This is a genomic window from Sulfitobacter sp. 1A13679, from assembly GCF_043557115.1.
In the GTDB taxonomy this organism is placed as follows: domain Bacteria; phylum Pseudomonadota; class Alphaproteobacteria; order Rhodobacterales; family Rhodobacteraceae; genus Sulfitobacter; species Sulfitobacter faviae.
This window is the reverse complement of record NZ_JBIFFO010000001.1, coordinates 131,806-146,109: the sequence shown is the minus strand read 5'-3', so window position 1 is coordinate 146,109 and position 14,304 is coordinate 131,806. Positions and strand designations below refer to the sequence as shown.

Here is a 14,304-nt window from a genome sequence, read left to right as displayed (position 1 = left end):
GGGGCAAAGCTATCGGCAAATTACGGGCAGGTGCAGGCCGGGGTTAGGGCCAGAAATGCGCCAGCCCTAAGGCCAGATCAGCCCAGGCGGTCAATCTCTTGCGCGATCAGCCCTACGCCCTCTTCGATCCGCGCGGCGGGGATCGAAGAATAGGCCAGCCGATAGTAGTTCGTGGCCTTCTCAGCCCCGGCGAAAAAGGCATGTCCCGGCTCCAGCAGCACATCCTGCGCGCGCAGGTTTTCGGCCAGTTCCGCCGTGTCCACGCCTTCTGGTGCGCGCATCCAGAAGGACGAGCCGCCATAGGCCCCCCGGCCCGAGACGCGCAGGCCATGGGTCTCTAGCGCCGCGTCCATGACCCGGCGGCGTTCGTGCAGCGCCAGCCCCATGCGGCGGATCTGAGCGTCGTAGTGGCCAAGCGACAGGAAATAGGCGGCGGTGCGCTGGATATGCCCCGGCGGGTGCCGCAGGACCGAAGCGCGCAGCGCGCGGGCCTCGCGGATGAAGGGTTCGGACCCCACCAGATACCCCAGTCGCAGCCCCGGAAAGAGCGATTTGGAGAAGCTGCCGACATAGATCACCCGCCCCTCGTCATCGAGCGATTTAAGCGCGGGCGAGGCGGGTTTGAGAAAGGACATCTCGAACTCATAGTCATCCTCGACGATCAGCGCTTCCAGCGCGCGGGCGCGGGCCAGCAGCGCGCGGCGGCGGTCCATCGGCATGGTCGCATTGGTCGGGCATTGGTGGCTTGGGGTCGCGAAAATCACATCCGTATCGGGGGGGATCGCCTCGGGCGGGAGGCCGTCTTGATCCACCCGCACGGGCGTGATGTGGCAACGGGACTGGCTGAGAATACCGCTCAACGCCGGATAGCACGGGTCTTCGAGCACGGCGCGGCGGCGTTGGGTCAGCAGCACCTGCGCGGTCAGCCAAAGCGCGTTTTGCGCGCCGAGGGTGATAAGGATCTGCTCGGGCCGGGCCGAGACGCCGCGCCGGGGCAGGATGTGGCGGGCAATGAACTCGATCAGCTGCGGGTCGTCCTGATCGTAGTAATCAGTCGTCATCGAGGTGAAATCGCGCTGGCCGAGGGCTTGCAAGGCGCAAAGCCGCCAGTTGGCGTGGTCAAAGAGCGTTGGGTCGGCTTGGCCATAGATGAACGGGTAGCGGTAGCTGGCCCAATCCTGCGGTTTGGCGGCCAGCCCATTGGCGCTGAACCGTTGCCCGATGGCGCGGGTCCAGTCGATGGCGTCATCCGCCTCGGCCCGGGGGGCGAAAGCGGGTGGGGCGGGCGCGTTGTCCGAGACGAAATACCCCGACCGCCCGCGCGAGGTGAGGTAATCATTCGCCAAAAGCTCGGTATAGGCGATGGTCACGGTGATCCGGCTGACGCCGAGATGCGCGGCGAGCCTGCGGGTCGAAGGCAGCTTCTCCCCCCGCTGGAACCGACCCGAGAGGATGCCTTGGGCGATCATCTGCTGGATCTGCTGTTGCAGCGTGCCTTGCGCATCGGTGCGCAGGAAAAAGGTTTCGACGGGCAGGGCCATGGGGCGAGGTTAGGCTGGCCTTAGGGGGAGTTCAATCTGGCATTACGGTTGGCCGAATTTATCCTCGGGGCCGCGCCCGCACTTCCGTTCGCCCGGCCCCTCGCCTAGAACGATCGCATGAGCATTTCCGCCCCTCTTTTGATCGCCGTAGACGGCGGTGGCACCGGCTGCCGTGCGGCCATCGGCACGCAGCGTGATGGCATCCTTGGCCGGGCCTCTGGCGGGCGGGCCAATATCGGCAACGACCCGGACCAGACCCTGATCAATATCCGCACCACGGTCGAAGCGGCGGCGTCCTCGGCGGGGCTGCCTGCCGAGGCGCTTGCCGGGGCCACCGCCTTTCTCGGCCTCGCCGGGATGAACGTCGCGCGGGACGCAGCGCGGCTGCGCGCGGCGCTGCCCTATGCCCGGATCATTGCGGAGGATGACCGCCCCGCCTGCGTGGTCGGCGCGCTTGGCGAAGGCGCGGCGGGCTGGGTCTTGGCCATTGGCACCGGCACGATCGTGGCCGCGACCGATGGCACGGCGTTTCGCTATGTCGGTAGTTGGGGGTTTCATCTGGCGGATCAGGGATCGGGCGCTTGGCTGGGCCGCGGCGCGCTGGATCTGGCGTTGCAATGTCATGACGGGGTGTTGCCCCAGAGCGACCTGACCCGCGCTTTGTTGGCGGATTTCGCAGATGATCCTGAGGCTTTCGTGGCCTTCAGCCTGACGGCGCAGCCGGGGGATTATGCGGCATTCGCGCCCAAAGTCATCGCGGCGGCTGAGGCCGGGGACGATCACGCGCAGGCGTTGATGCGGGAGGGCGCGGCCTATTACACCCGCGCGTTGAAGGCGCTGGATTTCGCGCCCGGCGATCCGCTCTGTCTGCTCGGCGGGATCGGCCCGCATTACACGCCGTACCTGCCGGAAGACCATTTGGCAGGACGGATCGCGGCGCGGGGCACGGCGCTGGATGGGGCGTTTCATCTGGCCTGCAAGGCCGCGGCGGAGGAGGTTCCGTGATGAGCGAGATCGCAAAGGTTTTCACCAGGGCGCAGATCCATGACGGCACGCGGCTGCATCACGGCAAGGTGCTGGCGCAGATGCAGGACGGCAGCCGCCGCATCCTCACCGCCGAAGAGGTGCCGCAGGGCGTCGTGGCGGAGCCTATGGCGGGCGGCGTGCTCTGCCCCGGTTTCGTCGATCTTCAGGTCAACGGTGGCGGCGGGGTGATGTTCAACGACAGTCCCGATGTGGCGACCCTGCGGCGCATGGCCGACGCGCATCGCAGAACCGGTGTCGCGGCGCTTTTGCCCACATTGATCACCGACACGCCCGAGAAGGCGAAAGCCGCCATCGAGGCCGCTGTCGACGCCATCGCAGAAGGGGTGCCGGGCATCATCGGGCTGCATCTGGAAGGCCCGCATCTGGCGCTTTCGCGCAAGGGCGCGCATGACGGGGCGCTGATCCGCCCGATGCGTGAGGCCGACCTCGCCCTGATCCTACGCGCCGCCGCGCGTCTGCCGAATCTCATGGTCACCGTCGCGCCAGAGAGCACCAGCACCGCGCAGATCGCCGCGATGGCCGAGGCGGGGGTCGTGGTCTCGCTCGGCCATAGCGATGCGGATTACGAGACCTGTATGGCGGCCTTCGACGCGGGCGCGACCTGCGTCACCCATTTGTTCAACGCGATGAGCCAGATGGGCAACCGCGCGCCGGGGCTGGTCGGAGCGACGTTGGCGCGAGAGGGGGTGCATGCCGGGCTGATCGCCGATGGCATCCATGTGCATCCCGCCTCTATGCGCAACGCGCTGGCGGCCAAGCCCGAGGGTATCTTCCTCGTGAGCGATGCCATGGCGACGGCGGGGTCGGATATCACGGGCTTCACCCTCAATGGGCGGGAGGTTTACCGCGCCAAGGGGCGGTTGACCTTGGCGGATGGCACGCTGGCGGGGGCGGATCTGGAAATGGGCCGCGCGGTGCATACGCTGACCCATGCGGTGGGGGAGCCGCTGGAGGTGGCCCTCGCGCGGGCGATCTCGGGGCCGGTTGCGCTGTTGCGCGAGGACATGGGGCTGGGCCGGATCGAAAGCGCGGATCACCCCTTGGTGCTTTTCGATCCTGAAACCGGCGCGGCGCGGGTGGTGGGTTAGCCCGCCACGAGCCGCCAGAAAAACACCGCGCTCATGCCGAACCCGATGGCGGCGATCAGCCAGCGCACGGTCTCTTTCGGCAAGGCCCGCGCCAAGGGCGCCCCGGCATAGCCGCCCGCCGTGGCCGCCAGCATCATCAGCAGCGCCTGCGGCCATGCGACCAGACCGGCCAAGGCAAAGACCGCCACGGAAATCGAGGAGAGCACGAAGCTCAGCCCGGTCTTGAGGCCGTTCATCCCGTGCAGATCGGTCATTCCCCAAAGCGCGAAAAGGGCCAGCAGAACGATGCCCAAGCCCCCGTTGAAATAGCCGCCATAGACACTGACCGAAAAGAGGCCGAGCGCGCCTTGGGGCGTCACGGCGCGGGCATGGGCGGCGGCGAAGGCGCGGATGCGGTCGCCCAGCAGAAACACCAGCGTCGCCGCAAGCAATAGGAAAGGCACGACGACGGAAAAGGCCGCGTTGGAAGAGATCAGAAGCAAGCCCGAACCGACCACACCGCCGGCCAGTGTGATGAGGCACAGCCGCAGCAAGGCGCGGCGGTCGAAGCGGCCAAGCTCGTTGCGAAAACCAAGAGCGCCTGCAAGATAGCCGGGAAACACCGCCACGGCGCTGGTCGCATTTGCGGCCACGGGGGGCATGCCGGTAAAGACCAGCGCGGGAAAGGTCAGAAAGGTGCCGCCCCCGGCGATGGTGTTCAACACCCCCGCGCCGAAGGCCGCGATCAGCAAGATCGCGATATCGCTTAAAGTTGTCATGGTTCCTCCCCGCGCCCTTGGGGCGCTTGACCCCTGTTAGGATCAAATCATGCCGGTGCCAAGGTGAGGGGAAAAGCGGAAACGAAAAAGGGCTCCGACCGATGGTCGAAGCCCCGATAACGCGAAAACGCGCGAAGTCAGCCGTTTATGGGCAAGCCGCGACGTAGCGCTGTCCGTTGGCGTTCTGGTAAACGCATTTGCCGGACTGTGTCTGACCGATGTAGTTGCCAGCCGCCGCACCTGCGAGACCGCCGATGATTGCGCCTTGAACCTTGTCGTCACCGCCTGAAACGGCAGCACCGGTGGCAGCTCCGAGAGCCGCGCCAGTCAGAGCACCTTGGTTGGAGGTGGTGCCGTCACAAGCGGCGAGACCGGCGATCATCGGAATTGCGATAAGAAACTTCTTCATGTCTTTCTCCCAGTTTGCTCATTTGCCAACGCGGGGGGATTGGAAGAGGTTCCCGCGAAGGCGTTACATTTTCAGAAAAATCCCGCGGGTTTCGATCTGCGGCGATCTTTCGGTGCGATGTCATGTTCGGGCAAGACAGGGGTTTAGATAGACGAAGGCGGCACCGGGTCAACCGATGCCGCCTGTCACATGCCGCAAGACGCGGTTTTACGCCGAAGTGAAGACCCGGCCCAAGGCGCCATCGACCGCTGTGATGATCTCATCAATATCATCGCGGGTGGCGATCAGCGCGGGCGAGAAACACAACGTGTTGTTCTTGCCAGGCAGGGAGCGGTTGGTGGCGCCGATGATCACCCCTTGGGCCATGCAATCGCCCACCACGGCCTGGATGCGTTTTTCCTCAACAGGGGCGCGGCTGTCGCGGTCACTCACCAGTTCGGCCCCCAGAAACAGCCCCTTGCCGCGCACATCACCGATCACCTTGTGCTTGTCGGCCAGCGCGTGAAGCTGCTCCAGCATGTAGTGGCCCATGTGGGTGGTGTTCTCCAACAGGTTCTCACGCTCGATGATGTTCATGTTTTCGATGCCCGCGGTCGGCCCCGCGGTGCAGCCGCCAAAGGTCGAGATGTCGCGGAAGTAGTTCAGCGGATCGCTGGCATCGTCCTTGAACATGTCAAAGACCGCATCGGTCGTGACCAGACAGGCGATGGCGGCATAGCCCGAGGCGACACCCTTGGCCATGGTCACCATGTCGGGCTGGATGCCGTAGTGCTGATAGCCGAACCATGTGCCGGTGCGCCCCACGCCGCAGACGACTTCGTCGATGTGCAGCAGGATGTCGTATTTGCGGCAGATCTCCTGCACGCGCTCCCAATAGCCTTCGGGCGGGGTGATGACGCCGCCGCCTGCCGTGACCGGCTCAAGGCAGAGCGCGCCCACGGTTTCGGGGCCTTCGGCGAGGATCACCTTTTCGATCTGATCGGCGGCCCAGACACCGTAGTTTTCCTGCGGCGCGCCGTCCTGTTCAAAGCTGCGGTATTCAAGGCAATGCGGCACCCGCACGAAACCCGGTGCGAAGGGGCCGTATTGCGCGTTGCGCTCGTCCTGACCGCCTGCCGAGAGACAGCCAAGCGTGGTGCCATGGTAGTCGCGATCGCGGTAGAGGATCTTGTGCTTCTTGCCGCCGTAGCGCTTGTGCGCGATCTGGCGGACCATTTTGAAGGCTTTCTCATTCGCCTCGGAGCCGGAGTTGCAATAGTAGACGCGGTCGAGCCCCGGCATCTTGTCGAGCAGCTTCTCGGCGAAATGGGAGCCGGGGATCGAGCCTGCGGAACCGGCGAAATAGTTCAGCTTGATCAATTGGTCGCGCACCGCATTGGCGATGCTTTCGCGGCCATAGCCGACGTTGACCGTCCAGACCCCGCCCGAGACAGCGTCGAGGTGTTCCTTGCCCTTTTGGTCCCAGACCCGGATTCCCTTGCCTTCGACGATGATGCGGGGGTCGGTGGTTTCATAGGGTTTGTGCTGGCTTAGGTGGTGCCAGATATGCGCGCGGTCGGCTTCGACAACGCGGGAGATGTCGTTCTCGTTGAAATTTCCGTCCATGGGGCAAACCTTTCTTTACGGGTGGGCGAGCCCACGAATGAAGCCCGCGCAAAGGCGGGGTAAACTGTTCCAAGAACACCGCGAATAGGCACGATCCAGTAGTGCCAGTTTATCCCCTTCGGTGAGGCCAGAGGGGGCGATTTCTTTAAAGAAATGGCGCCGGATGCAAAAACGCCGGGGTGAGGCCCCGGCGTTTGGTCTTACTTCGATTTCGGGCCGCCCTTGCCGCCCTGTTTGCCGATCTTATTCGGTGGGGTGAAGCGTTTGGACGGGTCGGAGGCCCGTTTGTAGGACTTTTCGCCGCCCGGCGTGGTGGCCGAGGTGGTCGGTTTGCCTTTGCCCTTGCGCGGGGCGTCGCCCGCGGGCTTTTCCTTTTTCCAAACGGCCTTTGCCTTGGGCTTGCCGCTCGTGTCGCCGCCCGATTTGGGCTTGGGCGTCGCGCCGGGTTTCATTGGGCTACGCTCGGTCTTATGCGACTTCGGCGGGCGCTCGCCCTTGGGCGCGCGGGGTTTGTCGAATTTCGGCTTGTCGAAAGACGCAGCACCGGGGCCGTCGCTGGATTTCGCGCGGGGTTTGCGCGGGGCGGGGGCGGCATCCGGGTCATAATCGCCGCGCGGTTTGCGGGGGCCGCGGTCGCCTTTGAAACCGCCGGGTTTCGGGCCACGTTTGCCGCCGGGCTTGGGGCCGCGCGGCAGATCGGGCGCTTTGTCCAGCTTGGTCAGCACCACGCCGTCTTCCAGTTTCATGTCGCCGCCGAGCGTGTCGAGCAGACCGGGCACCGAGGCTTCGGCCACCTCCACGAAACTATGGCTGTCTTGCACGCGAATCGCGCCGATGTCGTCCTTGGTCAGGTCGCCGCGGCGGCAGAGCATCGGCAGCAACATGCGCGGCTCGGCCCCGTCTTTGCGCCCGGTGGAGACCGAGAACCAGACCGATGGGCCAAAGTCGCGGCGCGGCTTGTCCTCGCCCGGCGCGCCGGGGTCGCTCAGCTCTTCCGGGGCGGACTGGCGCTTGCGGTAGAGGTTGACGAAAGCGGTGGCCAATTGCTCGGCGCTGAATTTCTCGACCAGCGAGGTGACGAATTCCGCCGCATCCTCGGGCGCAGGCTCCACCCACGCGGAATCGGCCAGCAGGCGGGCTTCGTCAGCGGCGTTGACCTCGGCGGCGGAGGGCGGCGCGGCCCATTCCACTTTCAGCTTGGCCCAGCCCAGAAGCCGGTTCGCCTTACTGCGCATCTTGGGCGGTACGATCAGGGCAGAAACACCTTTGCGTCCGGCGCGGCCTGTCCGGCCCGAGCGGTGCAGCAACGTGTCGGAATTGCTGGGCAGGTCGGCGTGGATCACCAGTTCGAGGTTCGGCAGGTCGATGCCGCGCGCGGCGACGTCGGTCGCAATACAAACGCGCGCACGCCCATCGCGCAGGGCTTGCAATGCGTTGGTGCGCTCGGACTGCGTCAACTCACCCGACAGCGCCACGACCGAAAAGCCGCGGTTGGTGAAGCGGGTGGTCAGACGCGCCACGGCGGCACGGGTGTTACAGAAGACGATGGCGTTCTTGGCTTCATAGAAGCGCAGCACGTTGATGATCGCGTTCTCGGTGTCGCGCGGGTGGACGTTCAGCGCGCGATACTCGATATCGCTGTGCTGCTTGGCTTCGCCCACAGTGGTGATGCGCTGCGCATCGCGCTGGTAGGATTGCGCCAGTTTGGCAATCGCCGCAGGTACGGTGGCCGAGAACAGCAGCGTGCGGCGCCCTTCGGGGGATTCCGACAGGATGAACTCAAGGTCTTCGCGGAAGCCGAGGTCAAGCATCTCATCCGCTTCGTCCAGCACCACGGCGCGAATCGCGTCGAGGTTGATGTTGTTGCGTTTGATGTGGTCGCAGAGGCGACCCGGCGTGGCGACGACGATATGCGCGCCCCGGTCCAGCGCGCGACGCTCGGTCCGGGTGTCCATGCCGCCGACGCAGGTGGTGACGATGGCACCTGCCTTGCCATAGAGCCAGGTCAGCTCGCGGCTGACCTGCATGGCCAACTCGCGCGTCGGTGCGATGATCAGCGCCAGCGGAGCGCCCGCTTGGCCGAAATGCGTGTCCTCGCCCAGAAGCGTCGGCGCGATGGCAAGGCCGAAGCCCACCGTTTTGCCCGACCCGGTTTGGGCCGAAACCAGAAGGTCTTGATCGTTCAGCGCAGGGTCTGTGACGGCCTCCTGTACGGCGGTAAGTGTTTCATAACCCTGTTGGGCAAGGGCATCGGCAATAGTCTGGATCACGAAGGCTGTCCTGTCTTGAACGTTGTGCGGGGGGCGGGCACGTGGGGTGCTACCAGCCACGGCAAAGGAATCCGACCGTCGGTAGAGGGTCGGGGATGGAATGTACATGGGGGTTTTGTGGCGAATTGTCACCCTTTTTACCGGTTTGGCGGCTTTCGGGGCCCGAATGGGCGGGGAAGCGCCATTTCCGCTCTGATCCGGCCCGCTCACATCTCGGTCAGGCCGATGGCGCGGGCGGGTGGCTTGGGGTAGCTATAAGCCAAAGCGGAAAGAGAGAGTGAGGCAATCTGGTGCAAAGCGATCTGCCCCTGACGCGGGATCTGGTGCTGGTGGGGGGCGGGCACGCCCATGCGCTGGTGCTGCGCAAATGGGGGATGGACCCGCTGCCCGGTGCGCGGCTGACAGTGATCAACCCCGGCCCCACCGCGCCCTATACCGGCATGCTGCCCGGTCATATCGCCGGGCATTACGACCGCGATGCATTGGAGATCGACCTGATGCGCCTTTGCCGCCACACCGGGGCGCGGTTGATCCTTGGGGCGGCGACGGGGATCGACCGCGCGGCGCGGGAAATCACGGTCGCAGGGCGCGGGGCCGTGGCCTATGATGTGGCGTCAATCGACATAGGCATCACGGCCAAGATGGATCTCCCGGGGTTTGCCGAGCACGCGGTCGGGGCCAAGCCGCTCGATCTCTATGCCGCGCGTTGGCGGGAGTTTCTCGCGGCGGTCAAGGCGGGGGCGCAGCCGCCCGAGGTGGCGGTGATCGGTGGCGGTGTGGCGGGCTGCGAGCTTGCCATGGCGATGGCCTTTGCCCTGCGCGACGCGGGGGGGCAGCCAGCGGTGACGGTGGTGGAACATGGGCCGCAGCTTTCCGGCATGTCCCCCCGGACCGAGACGGTGGTGCGGCGGCAGATGGCGGAGCTTGGGGTGACCGTGGCGCTTGATGCTAAGGTCACGCAGATCACCGACCGGCAGGTGCTCTTGGCGGATGGTGCGCCGATCTCTGCGGCGCTTTGCGTGGGGGCGGTGGGGGCGGTGCCGCAGGGCTGGCTTGCCCAGACCGATCTGCCGCTGCACGCGGGGTTCATCCGCGTCGGGGCCGATCTGGGGGTGGTAGATGATGACAGGCTCTTCGCCGTTGGTGATTGCGCGCATATGGAGGCCAGCCCGCGCCCCAAGGCCGGTGTCTTTGCCGTGCGGGCGGCGCCGGTGCTGCACGACAACCTGCGCGCGGCGCTCAGCGGCGGGGCACGGCGGGCGTTCAAACCGCAGCGGCATTATCTCAAGCTGATCTCACTCGGTGGGAAATCTGCCGTGGCGGAGCGGAATGGGCTGGCCCTTGGCGGTGCGCTGCTGTGGCGGTGGAAGGACCGGATCGACCAGAAGTTCATGGACGGGCTCGATGACCTGCCCGCGATGAAGACCGATGCGCTGGCGGGCCCGGTGGCCTCGGGCGTGCAGGAGGCGCTGGCGGGCAAGCCGCTCTGTGGTGGATGCGGGGCCAAGGTGGGCGGCGCGGTGCTGGGCGATCTCTTGGCCGAGGTGCAGCCGCCCGTCTCGGGCGATGTGCTCACCGGGGCGGGCGATGATGCGGCGGTGCTGCGCCAACCCGGTGGCGGCTTTCAGGTGATGAGCACGGATCATTTGCGCGGCTTCATCGAAGACCCGGCCCTGATGACGCGGGTCGCGGCGGTGCATGCTTTGGGCGACATCTGGGCCATGGGGGCCAAACCGCAGGCGGCGCTGAGTTCGATCATCCTGCCGCGCATGTCGCCCGCATTGCAGGCCCGGACCCTGCGCGAGATCGCGGTGGCCGCGCAGGAGGTGATGGCGGGCGCAGGTGCGCAGATCGTGGGTGGCCATACGACCATGGGCGCGGAACTGACCATCGGCTTTACGGTCACCGGTACGCGGAACGTGATGCCCCTTGGCCACGGTGGCGCGCAGCCGGGCGATGTGCTGATGCTGACCCGGCCCATCGGATCGGGGGTGATCCTTGCAGGCCATATGGCAGGGACCGCGCCGGGGCGGGTGGTGGCCGAAGCGCTCGGCGTCATGGCCACCCCGCAGGCGCGGGAGGCGGAGATTTTGGGCAAGGCCCATGCGATGACGGATGTGACGGGCTTTGGCCTTGCCGGCCATGTGCAAGCGATCTGCCGCGCCTCGGGATTGACGGCGGAGCTTTGGGCGGAGGCGGTGCCGATCTACCCCGGGGCGCAGACGCTGTCGGATCAGGGGGTGGCCTCTTCCTTGCTGGCTGTTAATCAGGCGGATGCCCCGATTGCGGCGGCAGACCCGGTGAACCCGCTTTTCCACGATCCGCAAACCGCCGGGGGGTTGCTAGCAGCCTTGCCCGAGGATGCGGCGAAAGCGGCGCAGGCGCGGTTAAAGGCCGAAGGCTTGGCGGGCCATATCATCGGGCGGCTTGAGGCGGGGGGGCCTTCTATCCGTTTGCGGTGAAACGGCTGTGCAGGGCTGCGGCGGTTTCGGCCAATGTGCTGTCATCAAGCCGGTCCAGCGTCAACCGGGCGCGCGGGGCAGGGGTGCGGCTGGCGGCCTTGGCATAGCGCGGATCGTAATGCTGGCCGATCAACCCTTCGGCGAGGCTGGCCCAATCGCCCGCGCGGGCTTGGGCCTGCCACTGGGTGATCGTCTCTCCGCTATGATAGGGCCGCAGCTTGTCGATGCGGTTTTCGAGCATGGCGGGGTCGGTGGTCAGGTCATCATAGGCCCGGCACAGAAAATCCGCCCGCGCGGCCAAGGGGGCTGCGATCTCAACCCGCGCCGCAGCGCGCATCGCGGCCCAGAGCGCGGGGGGAAGGGTGATGTCGCCGATCTTGCTGCTCTCGGCTTCGACCCATGTCACCTGCGCGGGGTCGAGCGGCAAAAGCGCTTGGGCGAGCCGGGATTCGAACATCTTTTGATGCGGCTGCTCGCCATCCACCGCACCGAAAAGCGAGCCGCGGTGCTGCGCCAGCCCTTCGAGGTCAAGCACCTGCGCGCCTGTCTTGGCCAAATGGTGTAACAGCCGTGTCTTGGCCGTGCCGGTGCCGCCTTCGATCAGCATCAGCCGATGCGGCAGGGGTGTGTCGTAGAGCGTCGCGACCACGAGCCGCCGGTAGCTGCGATAGCCGCCGCGCAGAAGTTGCACGCGCCAGCCGACCTGATCGAGGATCGTCGAGAACGCCCCCGACCGCTGCCCGCCGCGCCAGCAATAGACCAGCGGTTTCCAGCTGCCGTCTTTATCCGCCAGTGCCGTTTGCAAATGTCGCGCGGTGTTCTGCGCCACCAGCGCCCCGCCGATCTTGCGCGCGTCAAAGGGGCTGACCTGCTTGTAGATCGTGCCCACCTTCGCGCGCTCGGCATCCGACAGCACGGGCAGGTTGATGGCGCCGGGTAGATGATCCTCGGCAAACTCCATAGGCGCGCGCACGTCGATGATCGTGTCGACGTCGAGCGTGGCGAGCTCCGACAGGGCGTTGAGGGTGCAGGGGGTCATCTGGGGGTTCGGCAAGGTCCCGCGCCCCGTGACAGGGCGCGGGGCAATGGCTCAGGCCTTGGCGGCGATTACCAGCACTTCGACCAGATATTCCGGCGTGGCGAGTTTGGATTCGCCGCAGGCGCGGGCGGGGGCTTGGCCCTCGGGCACCCATGCGTCCCAGACGGCGTTCATCGCGGCGAAATCGGCCATGTCGGCCAGCCAGATGGTCGATTGCAGGATGCGGGTCTTGTCGCTGCCAACCTCGGCCAGAAGGGCGTCGACCTTATCAAGGCAATCTTGGGTCTGCTGGGCCACATCCGCCCCCGCCGTACCGACCTGACCGGCAAGGTAGATCACATCGCCATGCTCGACGATCTGGCTCATACGGGTGTTGGTGTGGTGGCGTTTGATCTCGGTCATTCTGTCTCTCCTTTGACGTTGCAAAACTTGTGGCAGCTTTACGTGGGAGAGGCCAGATCAAAGCCCGCGGGTCAGGGCTTCTCAGCCTTTCCGCCTGCTTCTGGGCCACCCTTTTTTGGGCCGCCCGCTTTTTCCCAGCCGCCGAAACCGTCCTTCAGGTGGGCCGCGTCAAACCCCATGTCTTGCAGCGTCGCGACCGAGATGGCCGAGCGCCAGCCAGAGGCGCAGTGAAAGACGAACTTCTTGTCTTGGGCAAAGACCTCTTTGAAATAGGGGCTCTCGGGGTCGACCCAGAACTCCAACATGCCGCGCGGGCAGTGGAAGGCACCGGGGATGAACCCGGTGCGTTCGCGTTCGCGGGGGTCACGCAGGTCGACGAATTGCACGTTTTCGTCCTCCAGCATGGCGATGGCCTCAGTGCTGTCGATCTCTTCGATCCGGGCGCGGGCTTCGGCGACCATTTGCGCGGCGGTTTTCTTGAGGGCCATCGGTCTTCTCCTTACAGTTTGTTCAGCAACTCAGGCGTGGGCCAGCCATCGACGGGCATGCCGAGACGTTCCTGCTCGGCCCGCACCGCACCGCGGGTGCCGGAGCCGAGGATGCCATCCACATCGCCCACGTCATAGCCCTTGGCTTGGAGTTTACGTTGCAGCGTTTTCATCGCCTCGCCGCCCAGACCGGGGGCCGGATTGCCCGCGTCATAGACCTGCGCGCCTTCCAGCCGTGTGGCGAAATAGGCGGCGGTCATCACGTAGGTAAAGCTTTGGTTCCACTCGAAATAAACGCGGAAGTTCGGATAGGCGATGAAAGCCGGCCCGCCGCGGCCCTGGGGCAACAGAACAGAGGCGGTCAGCCCCTCGGCCAGCGGCCCGTTGCGGGGGGAGACACCCATCGCCTGCCATTCGCTGACGGGTTTTGTGGTCTCCAGCCCGGTTTGCGACCAGTCGAAATCCTGCGGCAGGGTGACCTCGGCCAACCAAGGCTCGCCCGCGCGCCAGCCGAGGCTTTGCAACATCTTGGCGCCGGACAAGAGCGCATCGGGGGCGGAGGTCTTGAGCGAGACCACGCCGTCGCCGTCGCCATCCACCCCGTTCTCTAGGATGTCGCGCGGCAGCATTTGCACCATGCCGATCTCACCGGCCCAAGCGCCAGTGGTGGTGGCCGGGTCGAACTCACCGCGCTCGAAAAGCTCCAGTGCCGCGAAAAGCTGTGGGCGAAACAGTTCGGGGCGGCGGCAGTCATGGGAGAGGGTCGCCAGCGCATTGGCAGTCTTAAAGCCGCCTTGGAACGCGCCGTAATCCGTCTCGAACGCCCAGAAGGCCAAGAGCACGCCACGGCTGACGCCGTATTCCGCCTCGATCCGGTCGAAGATGGCGTCGTATTTCTCGGCCATGGCGCGGCCCCGGTTGATCCGGTTTTCCGAGATCAGGCGGCGCGAGAATTCGATGAAGGGCTTTTGAAACACCCCTTGGGCCTGATCGGCCCGCAGCACGGCGGGGTCTTGGCGCAGGCCGGCAAAGAAACGCTCGGCCTTGGCGGGGTCCGCGCCGTTCGCCACGGCCTCGGCCTTGGCATCAACGATGAAGCTAGCGAAATTCCCGCCGCATTTGGCTTGCGCATAGGCGCTGGCGGGAAGGGTGAGCGCCGCGAGTGCGGCGGCGAGAAACGTGGGGCGCATGGTTA

The 14,304-nt window shown here is 65.8% G+C and carries 12 protein-coding genes; 3 read left to right on the top strand and 9 right to left on the bottom strand.

Annotation, left to right across the window (positions count from 1 at the left end):
- Positions 1-77: 77 nt before the first annotated feature.
- Positions 78-1,541 carry a PLP-dependent aminotransferase family protein gene (locus ACGYLA_RS00820; RefSeq protein WP_394429546.1) on the bottom strand — a complete coding sequence of 488 codons (1,464 nt, stop codon included), beginning with the start codon at positions 1,539-1,541 and terminating at the stop codon, positions 78-80.
- Positions 1,542-1,658: 117 nt separating this feature from the next.
- On the opposite strand from ACGYLA_RS00820, the gene ACGYLA_RS00815 reads away from it, so the two are divergent.
- Together ACGYLA_RS00815 and nagA are read left to right on the top strand one after the other, a co-directional pair.
- A complete protein-coding gene (locus ACGYLA_RS00815; RefSeq protein ID WP_394429544.1) occupies positions 1,659-2,546 on the top strand; it encodes a BadF/BadG/BcrA/BcrD ATPase family protein in 888 nt (295 codons plus the stop codon).
- Positions 2,546-3,676, top strand: coding sequence for an N-acetylglucosamine-6-phosphate deacetylase (gene nagA, locus ACGYLA_RS00810; RefSeq protein ID WP_394429542.1), 1,131 nt, complete (start codon positions 2,546-2,548; stop codon positions 3,674-3,676). The genes ACGYLA_RS00815 and nagA overlap by 1 nt, the downstream gene beginning before the upstream one ends.
- On the opposite strand, the gene ACGYLA_RS00805 is transcribed toward nagA, so the two are convergent.
- The 4 genes from ACGYLA_RS00805 to ACGYLA_RS00790 all read right to left on the bottom strand — a co-directional run bounded on the left by ACGYLA_RS00805 (position 3,673) and on the right by ACGYLA_RS00790 (position 8,718).
- Positions 3,673-4,434 carry a sulfite exporter TauE/SafE family protein gene (locus ACGYLA_RS00805; RefSeq protein ID WP_394429541.1) on the bottom strand — a complete coding sequence of 254 codons (762 nt, stop codon included), beginning with the start codon at positions 4,432-4,434 and terminating at the stop codon, positions 3,673-3,675. The two genes, nagA and ACGYLA_RS00805, sit on opposite strands and share 4 nt — an antisense overlap.
- A gap of 145 nt (positions 4,435-4,579) precedes the next feature.
- Positions 4,580-4,843: a glycine zipper 2TM domain-containing protein gene (locus ACGYLA_RS00800; RefSeq protein WP_209216644.1), complete on the bottom strand. Its 264-nt coding sequence runs from the start codon at positions 4,841-4,843 to the stop codon at positions 4,580-4,582.
- A 207-nt stretch (positions 4,844-5,050) separates the two neighbouring features.
- Positions 5,051-6,448 carry an aspartate aminotransferase family protein gene (locus ACGYLA_RS00795; protein WP_394429539.1) on the bottom strand — a complete coding sequence of 466 codons (1,398 nt, stop codon included), beginning with the start codon at positions 6,446-6,448 and terminating at the stop codon, positions 5,051-5,053.
- Between the two features lie 200 nt (positions 6,449-6,648).
- A complete protein-coding gene (locus ACGYLA_RS00790; RefSeq protein ID WP_394429537.1) occupies positions 6,649-8,718 on the bottom strand; it encodes a DEAD/DEAH box helicase in 2,070 nt (689 codons plus the stop codon).
- 290 nt (positions 8,719-9,008) lie between these two features.
- Between ACGYLA_RS00790 and selD the strand changes: the two genes are divergently transcribed.
- Positions 9,009-11,180 carry a selenide, water dikinase SelD gene (gene selD / locus ACGYLA_RS00785; protein WP_394429535.1) on the top strand — a complete coding sequence of 724 codons (2,172 nt, stop codon included), beginning with the start codon at positions 9,009-9,011 and terminating at the stop codon, positions 11,178-11,180.
- Here selD and mnmH read toward each other — a convergent pair.
- From mnmH to ACGYLA_RS00765, 4 genes are all read right to left on the bottom strand, one after another.
- A complete protein-coding gene (gene mnmH / locus ACGYLA_RS00780; RefSeq protein WP_394429533.1) occupies positions 11,164-12,219 on the bottom strand; it encodes a tRNA 2-selenouridine(34) synthase MnmH in 1,056 nt (351 codons plus the stop codon). The two genes, selD and mnmH, sit on opposite strands and share 17 nt — an antisense overlap.
- A 51-nt stretch (positions 12,220-12,270) precedes the next feature.
- Positions 12,271-12,621 (bottom strand): RidA family protein, encoded by a 351-nt coding sequence (locus ACGYLA_RS00775; protein WP_394429531.1) that lies wholly within the window; start codon positions 12,619-12,621, stop codon positions 12,271-12,273.
- Positions 12,622-12,692: 71 nt separating this feature from the next.
- Positions 12,693-13,109, bottom strand: a complete 417-nt coding sequence (locus tag ACGYLA_RS00770) for a rhodanese-like domain-containing protein (protein WP_394429529.1) — start codon at positions 13,107-13,109, stop codon at positions 12,693-12,695.
- An 11-nt stretch (positions 13,110-13,120) separates the two neighbouring features.
- Positions 13,121-14,299, bottom strand: a complete 1,179-nt coding sequence (locus ACGYLA_RS00765; protein ID WP_394429527.1) for a lytic murein transglycosylase — start codon at positions 14,297-14,299, stop codon at positions 13,121-13,123.
- Positions 14,300-14,304: the final 5 nt, after the last annotated feature.